This window comes from Anabaena sp. AL93 (genome assembly GCF_001672085.1).
In the GTDB taxonomy this organism is placed as follows: domain Bacteria; phylum Cyanobacteriota; class Cyanobacteriia; order Cyanobacteriales; family Nostocaceae; genus Dolichospermum; species Dolichospermum heterosporum.
Map to the genome: position 1 here is coordinate 114,443 of NZ_LJOU01000001.1, position 19,406 is coordinate 133,848.

At 36.3% G+C, this 19,406-nt stretch carries 21 protein-coding genes and 1 pseudogene; 15 read left to right on the forward strand and 7 right to left on the reverse strand.

Going from position 1 to position 19,406, the window contains the following annotated elements; translation table 11 throughout:
• Position 1: 1 nt before the first annotated feature.
• Positions 2-715 carry an ATP-dependent Zn protease gene (locus AN486_RS00545; protein WP_053540408.1) on the reverse strand — a complete coding sequence of 238 codons (714 nt, stop codon included), beginning with the start codon at positions 713-715 and terminating at the stop codon, positions 2-4.
• Between the two features lie 135 nt (positions 716-850).
• On the opposite strand from AN486_RS00545, the pseudogene AN486_RS00550 reads away from it, so the two are divergent.
• From AN486_RS00550 to AN486_RS00560, 3 genes and pseudogenes are all read left to right on the forward strand, one after another.
• Positions 851-1,430, forward strand: a pseudogene (locus tag AN486_RS00550) (Uma2 family endonuclease).
• Positions 1,431-1,495: 65 nt separating this feature from the next.
• The gene (locus tag AN486_RS00555) at positions 1,496-2,860 is read left to right on the forward strand and encodes a cytochrome 450 (protein WP_290598610.1); all 1,365 of its coding nucleotides are present in this window, start codon (positions 1,496-1,498) and stop codon (positions 2,858-2,860) included.
• Positions 2,861-2,881: 21 nt separating this feature from the next.
• Positions 2,882-4,528: a lipoxygenase family protein gene (locus AN486_RS00560; protein ID WP_168635557.1), complete on the forward strand. Its 1,647-nt coding sequence runs from the start codon at positions 2,882-2,884 to the stop codon at positions 4,526-4,528.
• Between the two features lie 307 nt (positions 4,529-4,835).
• Here AN486_RS00560 and AN486_RS00565 read toward each other — a convergent pair whose 3' ends face one another.
• The 3 genes from AN486_RS00565 to AN486_RS00575 all read right to left on the reverse strand — a co-directional run bounded on the left by AN486_RS00565 (position 4,836) and on the right by AN486_RS00575 (position 7,888).
• The gene (locus tag AN486_RS00565) at positions 4,836-4,994 is read right to left on the reverse strand and encodes a hypothetical protein (RefSeq protein ID WP_168635558.1); all 159 of its coding nucleotides are present in this window, start codon (positions 4,992-4,994) and stop codon (positions 4,836-4,838) included.
• A gap of 499 nt (positions 4,995-5,493) precedes the next feature.
• Positions 5,494-7,401, reverse strand: coding sequence for an ABC-F family ATP-binding cassette domain-containing protein (locus tag AN486_RS00570; RefSeq protein WP_053540411.1), 1,908 nt, complete (start codon positions 7,399-7,401; stop codon positions 5,494-5,496).
• Positions 7,402-7,471: 70 nt separating this feature from the next.
• Positions 7,472-7,888 (reverse strand): DUF1824 family protein, encoded by a 417-nt coding sequence (locus AN486_RS00575; RefSeq protein ID WP_027404618.1) that lies wholly within the window; start codon positions 7,886-7,888, stop codon positions 7,472-7,474.
• Positions 7,889-8,291: 403 nt separating this feature from the next.
• Here AN486_RS00575 and AN486_RS00580 point away from each other — a divergent pair, with 403 nt between their 5' ends.
• The 9 genes from AN486_RS00580 to AN486_RS00620 all read left to right on the forward strand — a co-directional run bounded on the left by AN486_RS00580 (position 8,292) and on the right by AN486_RS00620 (position 16,511).
• On the forward strand, positions 8,292-10,094 hold the full coding sequence (locus AN486_RS00580; protein ID WP_290598614.1) for an ABC transporter ATP-binding protein: 1,803 nt from the start codon (positions 8,292-8,294) through the stop codon (positions 10,092-10,094).
• A gap of 27 nt (positions 10,095-10,121) precedes the next feature.
• On the forward strand, positions 10,122-10,547 hold the full coding sequence (locus AN486_RS00585) for a hypothetical protein (protein ID WP_053540413.1): 426 nt from the start codon (positions 10,122-10,124) through the stop codon (positions 10,545-10,547).
• 67 nt (positions 10,548-10,614) lie between these two features.
• Positions 10,615-11,838 (forward strand): bifunctional sterol desaturase/short chain dehydrogenase, encoded by a 1,224-nt coding sequence (locus AN486_RS00590; RefSeq protein ID WP_290598626.1) that lies wholly within the window; start codon positions 10,615-10,617, stop codon positions 11,836-11,838.
• 282 nt (positions 11,839-12,120) lie between these two features.
• Positions 12,121-12,771, forward strand: a complete 651-nt coding sequence (locus tag AN486_RS00595; protein WP_053540414.1) for a VWA domain-containing protein — start codon at positions 12,121-12,123, stop codon at positions 12,769-12,771.
• A 169-nt stretch (positions 12,772-12,940) separates the two neighbouring features.
• Positions 12,941-14,542, forward strand: coding sequence for a WD40 repeat domain-containing protein (locus AN486_RS00600; RefSeq protein WP_234413232.1), 1,602 nt, complete (start codon positions 12,941-12,943; stop codon positions 14,540-14,542).
• 111 nt (positions 14,543-14,653) lie between these two features.
• Positions 14,654-14,959: a barstar family protein gene (locus tag AN486_RS00605; protein ID WP_053540415.1), complete on the forward strand. Its 306-nt coding sequence runs from the start codon at positions 14,654-14,656 to the stop codon at positions 14,957-14,959.
• 351 nt (positions 14,960-15,310) lie between these two features.
• A complete protein-coding gene (locus tag AN486_RS00610) occupies positions 15,311-15,676 on the forward strand; it encodes a papain fold toxin domain-containing protein (RefSeq protein WP_053540416.1) in 366 nt (121 codons plus the stop codon).
• A gap of 13 nt (positions 15,677-15,689) precedes the next feature.
• The gene (locus AN486_RS00615) at positions 15,690-16,043 is read left to right on the forward strand and encodes a hypothetical protein (RefSeq protein ID WP_053540417.1); all 354 of its coding nucleotides are present in this window, start codon (positions 15,690-15,692) and stop codon (positions 16,041-16,043) included.
• A 33-nt stretch (positions 16,044-16,076) separates the two neighbouring features.
• Entirely contained in the window at positions 16,077-16,511 is a 435-nt protein-coding gene (locus tag AN486_RS00620; protein ID WP_053540418.1) for an Imm30 family immunity protein, read from the forward strand.
• Positions 16,512-16,694: 183 nt separating this feature from the next.
• On the opposite strand, the gene AN486_RS00625 is transcribed toward AN486_RS00620, so the two are convergent.
• Positions 16,695-17,120, reverse strand: coding sequence for a PIN domain-containing protein (locus tag AN486_RS00625; RefSeq protein ID WP_053540419.1), 426 nt, complete (start codon positions 17,118-17,120; stop codon positions 16,695-16,697).
• Positions 17,117-17,545 (reverse strand): type II toxin-antitoxin system HicB family antitoxin, encoded by a 429-nt coding sequence (locus tag AN486_RS00630; protein WP_053540420.1) that lies wholly within the window; start codon positions 17,543-17,545, stop codon positions 17,117-17,119. Before AN486_RS00630 ends, AN486_RS00625 begins: the two co-directional genes overlap by 4 nt.
• A 222-nt stretch (positions 17,546-17,767) precedes the next feature.
• On the opposite strand from AN486_RS00630, the gene AN486_RS00635 reads away from it, so the two are divergent.
• A complete protein-coding gene (locus AN486_RS00635) occupies positions 17,768-18,073 on the forward strand; it encodes a barstar family protein (protein WP_081424288.1) in 306 nt (101 codons plus the stop codon).
• On the opposite strand, the gene AN486_RS00640 is transcribed toward AN486_RS00635, so the two are convergent.
• On the reverse strand, positions 18,063-18,374 hold the full coding sequence (locus tag AN486_RS00640; RefSeq protein ID WP_290598623.1) for a hypothetical protein: 312 nt from the start codon (positions 18,372-18,374) through the stop codon (positions 18,063-18,065). The two genes, AN486_RS00635 and AN486_RS00640, sit on opposite strands and share 11 nt — an antisense overlap.
• A gap of 402 nt (positions 18,375-18,776) precedes the next feature.
• Between AN486_RS00640 and AN486_RS00645 the strand changes: the two genes are divergently transcribed.
• Positions 18,777-19,070, forward strand: a complete 294-nt coding sequence (locus AN486_RS00645) for a hypothetical protein (protein WP_053540422.1) — start codon at positions 18,777-18,779, stop codon at positions 19,068-19,070.
• Positions 19,060-19,406: type II toxin-antitoxin system VapC family toxin (locus AN486_RS00650; protein WP_290598625.1), on the forward strand; the 347-nt coding region annotated here is incomplete at its 3' end. The genes AN486_RS00645 and AN486_RS00650, both read left to right, overlap by 11 nt.

Consider the following 19,406-nt stretch of genomic DNA (forward strand, 5'->3'; position numbering starts at 1 on the left):
TTCATGAAACCTCTCCACATTCTCTCTGCGCCTCTGCGCCTCTGCGTGAGATAATTATTTCCAAACACTCCACAACAGAAACCCGTTCTCTCATTGCTGCTACCAAAGCTTGATAACTCTCCCAATTTTCCTGAATCAAAGTTTTGGACTGAAGCAAATGAAAACGCTGTTTTTGCTGATAACCTGCTTCCGAAAAACCAATAACTCGCAAAACTTCAATTAACTTACTTTTATCATCATTACCACCTTCAGATGAGTTAAAAAACAAAGTTTCCGCCGCAATTCCCGCCATCCAAATAGTACAATAACGGTCTAACATTTGGGCAGTAATTTGACCCTTTTCTATTTGCGCTGTTAACTCCCCATCTTCTAAAGTTATTCCCCCTTGTCCCGGTTGTCCTTTTTTCCAAGCTTCCCAAGCGCTAAGAGTGTAACCAGTCACCGGAATTTCTAACAAGTGAGCCACGAGAAAATGACCGGCTTCATGATGTAAAATACGTTCTTTATATTCTGGAGAAAATCGCGCCACTAAGTCTAATACTATCGTTCCTCCCTTGCCTTGAAAACTGAAATTATCTAAAGTTGCAATTCCTAAAAAAGTCACCGTAGCTAAAGCAGGTATTGTGGGAGAAAGATGTATTAATGGTCCTAACAGACTGGAAAGAGTCATGAGAAAGACGAATATAGCAACGAGATTTATGGCAGTTTGGCTCATGGGAAGTTTTTTAAAGAGGTTGTTTAAATATCATAGAATATAGATCCCCGACTTCTTTAAGAAGTTGGGGATCTGAACATCTTGAATATTGCTATGATAAAATCGTACCATATTCCGTAAAACCATCTAAAAATCATGCAATCTTCATTAAATATTCTCACCGTTGAAGAATACCTAGACGCTGAAAAATCTAGCGATATTCGCCATGAATATGTGGCCGGACAAGTTTTTGCAATGGCAGGTGCAAGCGAAGAACATAACCTGATAGCGGGTAATATTTACGCCATATTACGTCCCCCATTTGCGTGGGAGTTCCTGTCGTGCTTTCGTGTCAGATATGAAAGTAAAAGTTAAAATCAGAAATGCTAATATATTCTACTATCCTGATATTATTGTTACTTGTGATCCTGAAGATAAGGAAAGGTACTTTAAAACTCGTCCTAATTTGATTATAGAAGTTTTATCTAATTCCACAGCAACAATAGACAAACGTGAAAAACGCATTAATTATCAAACCATAGAGAGTTTAAAAGAATATATTCTAATTTACCAAAATCAAATAAAAGTGGAGGTTTATCGTCAAGATGATCAAGGAAATTGGTCAACGGAAGTATTAGGAAAAGATGATAAATTACATTTAAATTCAGTAAATTTAACTTTGACAATGGCAGATATTTATGAAGATGTGATAGAACAAATAAATATCAAATATTAAAAAATATTGATCAAAACTGGATTATCGAATAAATTTATTTATACTTAGGAAAAAAAATAACCTTTATGCAGCCAACTACCAGACCAGAAACCAATCTTCAGCCCTCATTGTTAGACAAAGCCCTGAATCACTTTCAAGCTTGGGCAATAGAGAACCCTCAAAACCCAGTCAGCCGTACCTTTCTGCCTATAATCAGTTTTGTAGAGGGAACAATTGCCAATAATCCACCTTACCTGGATAGGAAAAGGCAAGTGCTGGGGGATGCCTTTTGTTGTGCAGGGGAAGTAGTCTTAGGAGACTTTAAAACCCTAGAAACCGCCTTAACCTCACCCCAAGCCCGTGACTGGAGACTAGGAACTTCCATGCTTAGTTCTAGTCATGGTCCGGGAGTTGATCAAGGAGGTCGCAATGTTCTTTTAATTACTCTCTCAGACGCAGCCCCCGGAGGGGAAAATCATCATGCTTTCCGTAAGTGTGTTGATAATTACTTCTTTAATGAAGGCATGGTAATGCGTCAAAATGATCAAGTAGCACAACGGTTGTTCAATAAGTTAGCGGCTGATTATGTAGATAGAATTACCAATAATACTTTAGAAGAATTTTTCAATAATGATCAACGGGATTGGATGGGCTTTTTAGTCCGGTATCTTCACTACGTTATTTTTGGCATTAATCCTGATGATCAAGCAACAATAAGAATTATTACAACCTTCCACTATACAAAAAGGGGAACATTATATTATTTTGCTGGCAGCAGTAGTTTAGAAAAGTTAAATATATGGGGATTTCGTCAAGTTCCTGAACTGGTAGAGCAAGTAGCGACGATTTACGAAAATTCTCCAGCCTTAGCTAATTTTGAAGAGAACGACCCTAAATATCATAAAATGACGCGGCGAGAACTTGCAAAACTGATGGTGTCTTTAATGAGTATTGCCGGTTTGCAAGGGCCGCTACACTTGGGAAAAACAGCATTGGGTTATCAACCCCTTCCTGCTTACCAAGGTCGTCAAACTGATAAAATTGACATTAAGAGTTATTGGGACAGGCTCGATCTTAATGATCGTCCTAGTATTCAACTTTTTCTGTTAGAATGCGCCCGTCTGTTTATGCCTGTAAGTGCCACTCACCGAGTAGCGACAGAACCATTTACGATTACATTGGCGGGTAAAGCGCGAACTTTTCCGAAAGGAACTAAAATTTTAATTCCTATGCTTTTGGGGATGTTAAGTGAAGATTTTTGGGGAAAAACTGCTTATGAATTTAATGCAGACAGAGAAAATCTTTGCCCTTTTCACATGGGTTTTAATTCCGTTGGTTCCCGTCATGCTGGCCGCATTTGTCCGGGGAAAGACTTAGCATTAGAAATGCTGACCAATGTTATTATTAGCGTGGGTAAAGCTCGTCGCTCTTACTTAAGCCAAATATCCTAGTCCATATCATAAATAAATATTATGCAGCCATTTCTACCTCAAAATGACCCGAACCCGGCACAACGCCAATCTTCTCTAGAGAAAGGACGCAAAGAGTATCAATTCATGTATGATTTTTTGCCGCCTATGGCGATGCTCAAAAGCGTACCTCCCGCAGAGAATTTTTCTACTAAGTATATTGCTGAACGGACATTAGAGGCAGCAGAACTTCCTCTAAATATGATGGCTGTTAAAACTCATGCTATGTGGGATACTTTAGATGAATTGCAAGATTATGAGGACTTTTTCCCAGTTTTGCAAAAACCTAATGTGATGAAAACCTATGAAACCGATGATTCCTTCGCCGAACAACGGCTTTGTGGGGTGAATCCAATGGTTTTACGTCAAATTAAGCAAATGCCAGCTAACTTTGCCTTTACCATCGAAGAATTACAGGATAAGTTTGGCAATTCTATTAATTTAATCGAAAGATTGGCCACAGGAAATCTATATGTCGCTGATTATAGATCCTTGGCGTTCATTCAAGGTGGCACTTATGCCAAAGGAAAAAAGTACCTACCAGCACCTCTAGCCTTTTTCTGTTGGCGCAGTTCGGGCTTTCAAGATCGAGGCCAATTAGTACCTGTAGCCATTCAAATCAATCCCAAGGCAGGTAAAGTCAGCCCCTTGCTAACTCCTTTTGATGACCCTTTAACCTGGTTTTATGCTAAGTCCTGTGTGCAAATTGCTGATGCTAATCATCATGAAATGAACAGCCATTTATGCCGGACTCACCTGGTAATGGAACCCTTTGCTGTTGTCACCCCGCGTCAACTGGCTGAAAATCATCCTCTGAGAATATTACTCAGACCCCATTTCCGGTTTATGTTGGCTAATAATGATTTAGCTCGCAAGCGTCTGGTTAGTAGGGGCGGTTTTGTGGATGAATTATTAGCAGGAACTCTGCAAGAATCATTGCAAATTGTGGTAGATGCCTATAAAAGTTGGAGTCTAGACCAGTTTGCTCTACCTAGGGAACTCAAAAATCGCGGTGTAGATGATGTGAAAAACTTGCCACATTATCCTTATCGGGATGATGGAATTTTGTTATGGAATGCGATTAATAAGTTTGTATTTAACTATTTGCAGCTTTATTATAAGAGTTCAGCAGACTTGAAAGCAGACGGAGAACTGCAAGCTTGGGCGCGGGAACTAGTGGCTCAGGATGGTGGTAGGGTTAAGGGTATGAGCGATCGCATTGATACCCTAGAACAATTAGTTGAGATTGTTACTACTATCATATATATTTGTGGTCCGCAGCATTCGGCGGTTAATTTCTCCCAATATGAATACATGGGTTTTATTCCTAATATGCCCCTAGCTGCTTATCAAGCAATTCAACAAAAGGGTGATATTAAAGACCGTCAAGCCCTCATAGATTTTCTACCACCTGCCAAGCCCACAAATACCCAATTATCAACTGTGTACATACTTTCAGACTATCGTTATGACAGACTGGGATATTATGAAGAGGAAGAATTTACAGATCGAAATGCTGACCAAGTTGTGAATAAATTTCAGCAAGAATTGAATGTGGTACAGAGAAAAATTGAATTGAATAATAAGGGACGTTTAGTAAATTACGAATATCTCCAACCCAGACTTATTCTCAACAGTATTAGTATTTAACTAATTGCAGAATAGACAAAACCCCATTTTTAATAATATTAAAATGGGGTATTTTATTCTTTATCATTCACTATAAACAAATGATATGATAGTTTCTCGTTCCCATACTCTGTATGGGAATGAATTACGGAAGGCTCTGCCTTCATTGATACTAAATTATGGAGGCAGAGCCTCTAAGTAGCATTCCCAGTCGGAGACTGGGAACGAGAAAAAAACGAGAAGAATCACAAAAATGTAGGGTGGGTTAGCGACGGCGTAACCCACCATTTAATGGTATAGTGTGATTGGTTTTATGCTCTAGACAAGTTTAGTAACGACGAAACCACCAATAGTTACCAACAGCCCTCCAAGCATAGCCATATGGTGTGTAATAAATAAAACCACCCACTACCTCAAGTTCCAAATCAGATAATTCATCAAACTGGTTTTCAACTTGTGCTAAATCAGCAATTTGAATATTAGCCATCTTTGTATTCTCCTTGGTTTTAAAAAGTCAAAAAATCTAGAAAACCGAAAATGTTATACTTTTTCATTTCCTGACTACATCCTATGAAAAATAAAAACCTCTGTCTAGAGACTTAGACAAAATAAAAGTGACATAATTGTTTCAGTTTTGTCACCTTCAATAGCTTGATGATAACAGCATTTTCCGCACAAATATCCGTAAATTTGCCCTTTTAGGTTGAGAATATCACTAAAAAATAGACAATTACGGACTGTAAATAGCTAAAAAAAGTGACATAATTGCAGCAATTATGTCACTTTTGCCTATTAACTTAAATATAAATAGATCCCTACATTATTTAATAAGTTGGAGCTATATATTAGCTCTTATAAGCATAAATTATATGAGATATATGCAATTTATTTTACATAACTACCTAATCAGATGGTGGGTTACGCTTTTGCTAACCCACCCTACGTATATTTGAAGATTTCAACAAGACGATTAATTTAATTGCAACTTAAGAATCCATTTCCGCTAATTCCAACCAGCGTTCTGTGGACAAATCAATATTTTTCTTCAGAGTTTCCACCTCTTCATATAGCTTTTGCACTTGGCTATAATTTCCAGCTAGAGTTACTAATTTCTTTTCTACTGCTGTTTTATCTGCTTCTAACTTGGCAATCTTTCCTTCTAGTTCCTCAAATTCCCGTCTTTCCCAATTCGATAATCTGCGGCGTTTTTTAGTCTCTGTAACAGGAGAGACAACCTTTTCTTCGACAATTACAGGTTTTTGTGTTTCTTGTTTTTCTGCTTCCTCAGCTTTTTTATAATCTAAATAAATGGAATAATTTCCTGGATATTGACGTAAACCTCCACCTTCTTCCAAAGCAAAAATTCTATCTACCGTCCGATCTAAAAAGTAACGATCATGAGAAACTACTATTACACAACCATTAAAATCTTCTAGATAGTCTTCTAATACTGCTAATGTCTGCACATCTAAATCATTAGTCGGTTCATCCAAAATCAACACATTGGGCGCACTAATGAGAATCCGCAATAAATATAAACGGCGTTTTTCTCCCCCAGAAAGTTTATTAATGGGTGCATATTGTTGATTTCCCGGAAACAAAAATCTCTCTAACATTTGGGAAGCGGTGATTTTCGTCCCGTCGGATATTTCAATAAATTCCCCTTCTTCTTTAATATAATCAATCACTCGTTGATTATCATCTACCGCCGTCAATAATTCTTCTGAATGTTGGTTAAAATAACCAATATGAATTGTAGTCCCAATTTCCACACTACCAGAATCTGGTTTAATTTTGGCAGTCATAATATCCATTAAAGTAGATTTTCCTGCACCATTACCACCAATAATGCCAATCCGATCTTCTGGACTAAATTGATATGTAAAATCTTTAATTAGAGTTCTACCATTGTAGCCTTTACTAACATCTTTGAGTTCAATAACCTTCTTACCAATCCGCCTACCAACGGTAGAAATATCAACTTTGCCATTAAGTTGTTTAAACTCAGTATCTCGCAAAGCATGAGCGCGTTCAATTCGGGCTTTTTGTTTGGTACTTCTAGCTTTTGGTCCTTTTTTTAACCATTCTAATTCCCGCCGTAAAATCCCTTGATGTTTCCTTTGAGTGCTAACGGCAGATTCTTCAGCTAAAGCTTTCTTTTCCAAATAATAGGAATAATTACCTGTATAATTGTAAATATCACCTCGATCAATTTCGATAATTCTATTAGTAACTTTATCTAAAAAATAACGATCATGAGTAATTAATAAAAGTGCGCCGCGATAGCGATTTAAATAACTTTGTAACCATTCTACCGATAAAGCATCAAGATGGTTGGTAGGTTCATCCATTAACAACAAATCTGGTTCTGATATCAAAGCCGCTGCTAAAGCAATCCGCTTGCGATATCCCCCGGATAATGTGCCAACTTTCACATCAAAATCAGCAATTCCTAATTTTGTTAAAATGATTTTGGCGTTGGTTTCTACCTCCCAAGCACCCGTCGCATCCATCCGCTGCATTACACTAGAAAGACGAGACATTAACTGACTATCATCGGGATAATGTGCCAATTTATCAGATAATTCTTCATACTCTCTGACGAGATTCATTTGTTCACCACTGTCAGCAAATACCTGTTCTAAAACAGTGTGATTTTCGTCCATATCTGGTTGTTGGGGTAAATAAACAATTTTTGCCCCAGAATTAACTAAAATTTGCCCACTATCAATTGATTCTAACCGAGCAATCATTTTTAATAGAGTTGATTTCCCAGAACCATTAGTGCCGATTAAACCAACTTTGTCATTAGTATCCAGACTAAAATTAGCATCTTTTAAAAGTTCTTTAATTCCAAAATCTTTCTTAACTGATTGTAAGGTAACAATGCTCATATTATGCGGTAATTAGTGATTAAGAAGAGGGCGGGCAATGCCCACCCTACAGATGATTGTAAATGAAATCCTAGACAAATAAATCGAGGGGTAAATGTCCATACATCTCGTTAACTCCTCCCTCTTGATAGGACTGGCAAGATACTAACACTCCCCGATGATGCCCAGAATAGGAATCGAGATAACACAAGCCATTTTTGCCATTTAATTTGATATAAACTGGTCCTTCTGGATGTGGTAAATCAGTTGGTGCTTGATAACCCAAAGCGCGAGAATAGGTTTTCATGGCTAAAATTCCCTCTTCGGCTGTATCAGCACAAATACCTAAGATTTGATAATCGGTAAGACTGGTGAGAAAAATTAATGCCTCACGAGTGGGAACTTTTTCTGACGGTTTAAGAATGGGGGCAATATCCAGACAGTTAAATTTGTTGAGTATTTTCTTGGCTTCTGGGAGTGAGAGTTGCTGATGATTGGGAGTAGACATAATATTGATTTGTCTAGTTTTACGTCTGGTTCTGGTTTCGGGAGGGAGATTTGCTCACATTAGTGGCATTTTTAAACAAAATCAAGATTGATATGGCATATTCCCTGAGTTTTAGTAGGAATTTTTGCTGTATTGGTAGTCTTCACTGAAAATTAGCACATCTGGTTGATTGACAAGGTTATTATACCCTGCTGTTTGCTGCTGGGAACAATAATTTTAGCGACAATATTTTCTAATATAATTCCCAAAAGTGAAGTTTGCCAAATTACAAGTTACCAATTTCTCAAAATTATCTCTTCTGTTCCTAAAGGAAGATAACTGTATCTATTGCTTCAATATTGATAATAAATCAACTCAATTATATGGTAGTATTAGCTGCAAGTAATTATTAATTAATGTGGCTATGCCATTTAAATCTCTCCGATTATCAAAAAGGCGTGAACATTCTGTTCGTCCCCTCCAGCGTCTATTTAAATATGGACATCAGTATATTAAACAAATTCGTCTGGCTATTGGTGCTTCTATCCTCAATAAAGTTTTTGACTTAGCACCCCCTGTATTAATTGGGATTGCGGTGGATGTGGTTGTTAAGCAACAAGATTCTATCATTGCCCGGTTAGGTGTAAAAGATATTTATGGGCAATTTCTGATTTTATCCTTGTTGACGGTAATTACTTGGGTGTTGGAGTCATTGTTTGAATATGCCTATAAGTTACTATGGCGCAATTTGGGACAGAATATTCAGCATAATTTAAGGCTAGACGTATATAAGCATTTACAAGAATTAGAATTAGCTTATTTTGAAGAACGCAGTACCGGTGGTTTAATGTCTATTCTCAGTGATGATGTTAACCAATTAGAGCGGTTTTTGGATGTGGGCGCAAATGATATTATCCAAGTCACTACTACTATTATTATTGTGGGGACTGCGTTTTTTATTTTAGCTCCTAGTGTGGCTGGGATGGCAATTTTGCCTATGCCATTTATTCTCTTTGGTTCGATAATTTTTCAGAAATTTCTAGCTCCTCGCTATGCAGAAGTTCGGGAAAAAGTAGGGTTACTAAATGGGAGATTATCTAATAATTTGAGTGGGATTACCACTATTAAAAGTTTTACAGCAGAAGCTTATGAAGCCGCGCGGGTAGAATCAGAAAGTAATGCTTATCGTCAAAGTAATGCTAAGGCGATCGCTTTATCTGCGGGTTATATTCCGATTATTCGGATGTTCATTTTAATCGCTTTTACCATCTTGCTATTATTTGGCGGGATGGCAGCAGTAGAAGGCAGATTGGCTGTAGGTGCTTATAGTTCTTTGGTGTTTTTAGTCCAGCTTTTACTGTGGCCATTAACCAGGTTAGGAGATACCTTTGATTTATATCAAAGGGCAATGGCTTCTACTAATCGAGTGATGGATTTGTTGGATACTCCGATGGCAATTCATACCGGAAATATTGATTTACCTATAGATATGATTCGCGGGGCTTTGGAATTTCAAAATGTGAGTTTTGCTTATCACAATAGAAACCCAATTATTCACAATTTATCTTTGGAAATTCCCGCAGGAAATACAATTGCAATTGTGGGTTCGACAGGTTCAGGAAAAAGCACCTTAGTTAAACTCTTGCTGCGATTTTATGAGGTGCAAAATGGAAAAATTACTTTGGATGGAATTGATTTACAACAATTAAATTTGCGAGATCTACGCCGCGCTATTGGTTTGGTGAGTCAGGATGTGTTTTTATTTCATGGTACAGTGGGAGAAAATATTGCCTATGGGACTTTTACCGCTACCGATGAAGATATTATCATGGCGGCGAAAATAGCCGAAGCTCATGATTTTATTATGAGTTTGCCCCAAGGTTATGAGACAATTGTGGGAGAACGGGGGCAAAAGTTATCTGGGGGACAAAGACAACGGATTGCGATCGCTCGCGCAGTATTAAAAGATCCACCAATTCTCATCCTAGATGAAGCCACATCAGCGGTAGACAATGAAACAGAAGCCGCAATTCAGCGTTCTTTAGAACGAATTACCGTTAATCGGACTACCATTGCTATTGCTCACCGTCTTTCCACCATTCGCAATGCTGATTGCATTTATGTCATGGAACATGGCAAATTAGTCGAAGCCGGAACTCATGAACAACTATTAGAGAAAAATGGCATTTACACCAGTTTATGGCGTGTGCAATCTGGGTTAAAATAACAAAAATAAAATTACCAATTAATGATCATGTTTAGTATTCCCCAACCCGAAACAGCAGAGAACAAATGGCGAGGACAGTTAGATAGATTTGTCAAAAACAATCAGCTAGAACTAGCCGCACTTTTTTGGGGATTGTGGTTAGAAAATGGTAATACTCAGGGAACTATTGGGATTGATTTACAACCAACTCCCCATTTTGTCTATTGTCCCCAATCTGAAATAGAAAAATTAAACGAGCGAGTTGAAAATCGTCTCCAAGAAATCTTAGGAATTATTGATAATAACAAACCCGAAACAGAAGTAGTGATGATTGGAATTGGGAAAGGGGAAATTAAGTTAATTCAATTTGCACCCAAATCATCACCAGAAACTTGTTTTCAAGAAGTGGGAAAAAATGTAGATGAATTATTAGATTTACTAGAACAGCGATTAATTGAGCAAATCAGGGATTGATATAACTTTAGACAAAGATGGTAATAACTTGGTTTAATTAGGAAAAAGAGGTATCACCAAAAAGATGATGATTTTGGCTCAAAGCTTAACTATTGATGCAGTTTTAGTAAACAACTGTATCCAGTTCACAACCTGGGGATTTTCCTCCCTCCTACTCGCAGAAATTGTCAGAGATGCTTATCATGCTTTGTGTCATCAGATAACATGGTTAGCGAAATGGCATAATAAACATCATGCTGTATATCGGCGGGATTTGACTTTAACTTCGCAAAAAGCCTACGTAGATTCCCAGTTGTATCACGATATTGTCGAATCGGGCATATTAGTAACAATATTAACAATAATTGCCTTACTAGCACATCAATGGGGATTATGGTTAGGAGTTGCTTATGCAGTCACGTTTTTATACGGTGCATCTCTGCGATATTTTCAAGGAACAATAGACACAGACTACAATCATTTACCCGGACCATTAGACAAAATTCCTTCCGTTTTGTGGGTAAATAGAACCTATCATTGGCGACATCATTTTGATGATGTTAATGCTTACTATAGTGGTGTTTTTCCCCTAGTGGATAAAATACTAGGAACAGGACTTTCTCTCAAAGGTAAAACCGTAGCCTTAACAGGTGCTTCCGGTGCATTAGGACAAGCATTAGCAGCGGAATTATTAAAGCATAATGCCAAAGTTGTGGCATTAACAACCAATCCTGAAAAAATCGCAATTCAAGAGCGGGTCAAAATTGTAAAATGGGAATTGGGTAATGAAACTCAACTAAAAGAAAGTTTAAATAAAGTTGATATTCTCATTATCAATCATGGCATAAATGTTTATGGAGATCGCACTTCAGCCGCCATTCAAAATTCCTATCAAGTTAACACATTTTCTGCTTTGGAATTAATAGATGTTTTTTCTGCAACTGTCACAGGACCCCAAGACAAAGCCACTAAAGAAATTTGGGTAAATACTTCAGAAGCGGAAGTTTCCTCAGCTTTAAGCCCCTTGTATGAACTGAGCAAAAGAGCATTAGGGGATATTGTCACCCTTAAAAGATTAGATCAAGTTTGTGTCATTCGCAAATTAATTTTAGGACCTTTCAAAAGTCAATTAAATCCTTATGGTGTGATGTCAGCAAATCAGGTTGCAAAGGGGATTGTATTTTTTGCAAAACGGGATTTTAGAAATATTATTGTCACAGTAAATCCTTTGACTTATATCCTATTTCCCATCAAAGAATTTAGTACCTGGTTGTACTATCGGATTTTTAGTAAAGGGGTGAAAAGCGAATAATTACAAAGATAGCGTTGCTAAATAAAATCTAACAGTCTCCTTTCTCTCCACCTCTGCGTCCTCTGTGCCTCTGTGGTTCGTATCAAATAAGATGACTGATGATTTGTGAAAATGCTATTAGCAACGTTATCCATGATATTGGGAAAGAATAAATATGAAACTAAATATTTAGACATTATGGGTATTGATTCCGTACAAACATCCATGTTAGGCTATGTAGTAACAAGTAACATCTAGTTTATACATTTTGCATCTCACCTTGATTAATCAGGAGTATCAAAAATGCCAGTAGGTTTGCCTGAATTCGTGGAAAACCCGGAAAATCGTTGTCCGGTAATTCTCTTGCTTGATACTTCTGGCTCAATGTCAGGACAACCTATCCAGGAGTTAAATAGAGGTTTGGCGGCTTTCAAGGAAGATGTGATGAAAGATGCTCAAGCTTCTTTAAGTGTAGAAGTGGCTATTGTCACCTTTAGACCCGTGAAACTGACGCAAGATTTTGTCACTATAGACCAGTTTACAGCGCCTAAGCTAGAAACAGAAGGTGCAACACCAATGGGTGAAGCCATAGAATACGCTTTGAATTTATTGGAAACCCGCAAACAGTCTTATAAGGATAACGGTGTACTCTATTATCGTCCTTGGGTATTTTTAATTACCGATGGTGCGCCTACAGATGCTTGGGAGGGTGCAGCGCAAAGAGTGAGGGAAGAAGAAGAACAGCGGCGAATGTTGTTTTTTACTGTTGGTGTTCAGGGTGCAGATATGAATAAACTTAAACAAATTGCACCTCGTCCTCCAGTAATGCTGAATGGCTTAGATTTTCGTTCTTTATTTGTTTGGCTTTCCACTTCCATGAAACGGGTTTCTAGTGGCAAAGTAGGGGAAGCTGTGGCATTACCGCCGGTGGGATGGGGTCAAATTACTACTTAGAGGGTGTATAAGCTAGAAGAACCTCTCCCTAACCCTCTCCTAGGAGGAGAGGGGACATGAAAAAATTAGTTTTTGTACAGGGAGTTTTAAAGCCTCTCTCCTTGCAGGGGAGAGGTTTGGAGAGGGGTTATAAAGTCTAATAAAATATACAGGATTTATTTATTGTGGGTTGGAAAGCTATAGCGCGTTATGCACAAATATATTCTTTATTAACTTTGGTAATGTTTCCAGTCTCGTCAACGGTTACAGTCCTTTTACAATTGTTATATTTTCAGAAGGGTTAAAAAATTTATCTAATTCCAGAAGCTTAACAATTACTCAATTAAGTAATTGGGTTGGAAGTTATATCAAAATTACGGGAACTCTTGAAGTACATCAAAAATCAGGTCGTAATACTCCACAAATAATACTAAAAGATTCAAACCAAATAAGTCTAATTAGTCAAGCTGAAGCTAATAACCTAATTCCGGGAAATACTAATACAAATACTTCAGCCGCAGTTAAGCAAACTCAATCTAAAGTTACACAACCAGTAGTTTATCAACCTCAAAATCAACCTGTAATAACCCCATCAACAGCTAAAACTGTTTCATCTTCAGTTCAGCCAACTCAATCTAAAACTTCGCAAAGTAATCAGTCTGCAAATACGCCTCGTCAGGTTTCACAACCGCCAGTTTATAAACCTCAGAGTCAACCTGTAAAAACGCCTTTTGTAAGCGATACGAAACTGAGAAAACTATTAATAATTGCGACATTAGGTTTTATAGGAACTCAACTCTATGGCTATGTAGGACAAAATTTATTGAGAAATCATCCAGATAAACCAACTCCTAAAGTAGAAACACTAACTCCCTCCTCAACTGAGAAAACACTACAATTACAGCAAACCCTCACTGGTCATTCTGACTCGGTTTCGTCAGTAGCATACAGCCCTAATGGTCAAACTTTGGCTAGTGGGAGTTGGGACAAGACTATCAAACTGTGGAATGTAAAAACGGGAAACCTACTGCAAACCCTCACTAGCCATTCTAATGATATTAATTCAGTAGCATACAGCCCCGATGGTCAAACCCTGGCTAGTGCAAGTAATGACAAGACTATCAAACTGTGGAATGTAAAAACAGGAAAGCTACTGCAAACCCTTGAAGGTCATTCTAACTTGGTTAATTCAGTAGCATACAGCCCCGATGGTCAAACTCTGGCTAGTGGGAGTGTTGACAGCACTATCAAACTATGGAATGTAAAAACGGGAAACCTACTGCAAACCCTTGAAGGTCATTCTTACCTTGGAGGTTATTCTTACTCGGTTCTTTCCGTAGCATACAGCCCCGATGGTCAAACTCTGGCTAGTGGGAGTGAAGACGACACTATCAAACTGTGGAATGTAAAAACGGGAAACCTACTGCAAACCCTTGAAGGTCATTCTATCGGGGTTAACTCAGTAACATACAGCCCCGATGGTCAAACCCTGGCTAGTGGGAGTAGTGACGACACTATCAAACTGTGGAATGTAAAAACGGGAAACCTACTGCAAACCCTTGAAGGTCATTCTAAGAGGGTTCTTTCCGTAGCATACAGCCCTAATGGTCAAACTCTGGCTAGTGGGAGTGTTGACAACACTATCAAACTGTGGAATGTAAAAACGGGAAACCTACTGCAAACCCTTGAAGGTCATTATATCTTGGTTTATTCAGTAGCATACAGCCCCGATGGTCAAACCCTGGCTAGTGGGAGTAGTGACGACACTATCAAGATTTGGCGGTTAAAGTAGTTATTGATAGGATTTTATTAGCAATGGTCTATTTTATCATCCTGTAAATCCTTTAATCCTGGACATCCTGATTCAGACAATTTTACTAACCTATTTCCTCACCATAAATCTATGAATCATAAAGTTTTTTATCTTGATGGTAAAAAAATCAATAGCAAACAAACATTTTTAAAACAAGCTGCTGAAGCAATGGAATTTCCTACATACTTCGGCAATAACTGGGATGATTTTGATGAATGTATCACCGATTTAACATGGTGTCCGGCTCAAAGATATGTCATATTATATGATCATGCTGATATCTTTGCTCAAGCTGAACCGACACAGTACCAAATAGCATTGGATATTTTAAATTCAGCCAAAGAATACTGGGAAGCTAATAATATTCCTCTCAAGTTTTTAGTTATTAACAAATAGGTAAAATTATATTTTCACTATTTGGAGATTGTTGGTTGTGGTTGTCTGAATCAGGATTACCAGGATTTTAGGATGTACAGGATTGTAGTTTGTAGATTTTCTGTGAATATTTAATGATTATAAATTATGATTTAGAGAAAAATATATTTTCTATCATTCACAAAAACCTATATTTTCTAAAAAACATCCTGTTAATCCTCTAATCGGTGGATATTATCTCGACTTCGCTCGATAACCACCTGATTCTGACAAATAATGAAATTTATGCCCCGGCTTCCTAAATTCATGGTATTTTTACTCTGATTATAGTTTTCCATATTTCTTCTAATCTGGCTAAAAATATCCTACATCATGACTAATAATGATATTGTCCGTCAACTAAATGATATAGCCGAACAATTTCATATTTTTGAATGTGTTCCTTGTGCTATAGCTTTGCGTCAATTCCTGATTAATCAGAAAATACCTGGTAGAGAAATTAACTTGTTTACAGGCAGTACAGAAGACCCATTCTGTAATATCTACCATGAAGTTTTACAACAAAATATCTCGATTAACGGTAGACATTATGCTATTGCAATAGAAATTAATGGACAAGAACTAATTTTTGACAACATTCACCCTGAAGGAATTTCTAGGGTAAACTGGATAAATAACTTATATTGCGTTATACAAGATTTAGGTGGAGAATTTCAAATTACTGAAGAGCCATTTTAACCAGAGGAATATCATGTTAGATCTATACGATTTAATCCGCAATATCCAAAAACGTCCAGCTATGTATTTAGGAAAAGCAACCATCGCTAACCTTCGCACATTTATAGCTGGTTACAGTTTTGCCCGTCGTCAAATTCAAATACCTCAAACTGTACAAGAACAAGAATTTTCAAATTTTCAAACTTGGATACAACAAAAATATAATGTTGCTTATAATCAAACGTGGGATCAAATTATTTTGTTTTTCTCCAAAGATGAAAATACTGCTTTTGAGGAATTTTTTCAATTATTTAATGAATTTACACAAACAAATTCTGTATCTAAACAGCAAGAAAATATAAAAGTCAGTTCGGGAAGTATTGTGTAATCGTTATTCTTTCTAAGAATAAGGTACAAAACAATGAATCCAAATAATTTATTGGCAACCTTGCAAGAAAATCGCTTAATGCAAACAGAAGAACAATTTACAAATTTTGAAAATGCTTTAGCTGAAATAGCTGAAAATCCTGATGAAAATAATTTATCTGCCTATCATCTAATTTTAGATGATCAATGTCAACAGCCAGAAGTGATGTTTAGCTTAATTCATTTTCTGGAATCTTTTGATATGGAAAAACAAATTACAGCATTTATTTATGTTGTACCTCAATTAATGATAACTGCACAAGAATGGACAAGAATTATTCACAATCGGATTTTAAATGATGAATCAGCGTGTCAAGTTTATCAAAATCTATTACATTCAGCTAATTTAAAAACTGCCCATTTTCTCTATCATCTTTTGGAAGAAAGTATCATAAATAAATTACAAGTTCGAGAAAGCGTATTATTGTGATTGTCAGAATCAGGATAACCAGGATTTTAGGATGTACAGGATTGCAATTTATAGATTTTCTGTGAATATTTAATGATGATATTTATTGAATAATAAACATATATTCTCTCTCGTACAAAAACCATAAGTTATCAAAAACATCCTGAAAATCCTCTAATCGGTGGATATCCTGATTCAGACAATTTACTTATTCTCTGACTTCCTTAATAAAGCCACAAAACCAGCTTGAACAAAATGAATATCAGCCGTTACTGCATAAATTAACCCCTGATTTTTCATAACAACAAATGAGATACAATCTGTTAAACCCCAATTTTTATCTTGACGACTGTGATAAAGTTCCAGCGCACGCATAAGCAGCGATGAATCTACACTAACAACTTTGATATTTTCTGTTTGATAACACTGATTAATAAACTGAACTGATGCTGTACGGTTCACTGCACTTAAAGCATTACCAACTTCTATTAAAATGGCTTCTGTTACCCATACTTCAACGGCATTTTTCACCCTTGGTAATAATGCTTTTGCTTGAGTATGGTATTGATCATTCTTGTTTAATAGAGCCTGAATAAATACCGTATCTAAAAATAGTCTTTCCTGATTCATTCTCTGATCTCATTGTCATGTTTAGGAGTACCATATAAATAGTAATTATGTTGATTTGACCAATCACTTGGTGCTTCAATAGTTCCTGTTAATGCCTCTAGCACGTCCCAAGCATTACCTTCAGCTTCTATATCTTCTATTATTTCACCAAAAAGAGGATTATCCTTGTGCATTACTGCAAATTTCAGCCAAGGATGTTCTGTTTTATCTGGTTCAATTTCTAAAGTTACTATTTCTGGTTTTCGTGCTTGAAAAAGCTGAATAAGATTATTTAATGCTTCCTCTTTATTCGCACCTAAACCTTGACATTCTGGTAAACTTAATAATGTCGCTTTCACAGCGCCATCTTCTTGGTTTTCAATTAACACATCATAAGTTAACTTGGGTGCAATTGTGGAAAGAGCATTTTTAACAGCTAAAATCATGATATTTTTACTCTTCTAACTCTGAATTAATTATAACACAATACTTGAACAAAGTTAAAATTATCATCTACATGATTTTAAGATTTATAGATTTTTATTAACAATCGTCCATTTTATATTTTATCATCCTGTAAATCCTCTAATCCTGGACATTATCTTGACTTCGCTCGATAACCACCTGATTCAGACTATTTTGCTAACCTATTTCCTCACCATAAATCTATGAATCATAAAGTTTTTTATCTTGATGGTAAAAAAATCAATAGCAAACAAACATTTTTAAAACAAGCTGCTGAAGCAATGGAATTTCCTTCATACTTCGGCGCTAACTGGGATGCTTTTGATGAATGTATCACCGATTTAACATGGTGTCCGGCTCAAAGATATGTGATATTATATGATCATGCTGATATCTTTGCTCAAGCTGAACCGACACAGTACCAAATAGCATTGGATATTTTAAATTCAGCCAAAGAATACTGGGAAGCTAATAATATTCCTCTCAAGTTTTTAGTTATTAACAAATAGGTAAAGTTACATTTTCACTATTTGGAGATTGTTTGTTGTGGTTGTCAGAATCAGGATTACCAGGATTTAAGGATGTACAGGATTTGATTGACTTTTTACCTGATGAAAATAAATATAATATTCCATCATTCCCAATAGTCGGTTTAAACCGACTTGAGCTTTTAGACAGGGAATTTATTCCCTGGCTTCCTATTTGGAGATTGTTTATTGTCGTTGTCAGAATCAGGATAACCAGGATTTTAGGATGTACAGGATTTGATGGACTTTTTACCTGATGAAGATAAATGTAATATTCCATCATTCCCAATAGTCGGTTTAAACCGACTTTAGCTTTTAGACAGGGAATAAATTCCCTGGCTTCCTATTTGGAGATTGTTTGTGGTGGTTGTCTGATAGCGTAGCGTGGCGCAAGCCATATCAGGATTACCAGGATTTAAGGATGTACAGGATTGTTATTTATAGATTTTCTGTAAATATTTAATGATTATAAATTATGATTTAGAGGAAAATATATTTTCTATCATTCACAAAAACCTATATTTTCTAAAAAACATCCTGTTAATCCTCTAATCCTGGATATCCTGATTCAGACAAATAACATCCTGTTAATCCTTTAATCTTAGATATCCTGATTCAGACATTAAACTTTTAACAAATTTATGTTAAAATAATTAATTAAGCACCATTAAGAGATTTTTCAATTATGCAAGTAACAATTGATTTACCAGATAAATTAACAACGAAAATCATCAATCAATGGGGTAATTTACCAGAAAAAATCCTGAATAATCTTGTATTAGAAGCCTTTCGAGAAAGATTAATTGATTTTGATGAACTAAAAGATTTACTAAACTTTCCTTCTGACACTGAACTCAAAAGATTTTTAATCCAAAATAATATTCTCCATTCCGCAGGTTTACTTAATTTATATGGTGCTTGTGCTGATATTGATTTTGCAACGGATGATGATTTAATTGAGGTTATTAATGAAAAATGATTCTTTAATTTATTTACTAGATACGAATGTTTGTATCGTTTGTATCATGTATCTCAAGGGTAAATCTCTCAGCATTAATCATCATCTTGATAATTTAGAACCTGAAAAAATTGCGGTTTGTTCTGTAGTCAAAGCTGAATTATTTTATGGTTCTATGCGTAGTAATAATCCTCAAAAAGCTATAGCTGTACAAAAAATATTCATAGAACAATTTGTTTCTTTACCTTTTGATGATGAATGTGCAGAAAATTATGGCAAAATTCGCGCTGATTTAGCAAATTCTGGAACTCCTATTAGTTCAAATGATATACAAATTGCTTCTATTGCTTTAGTGAA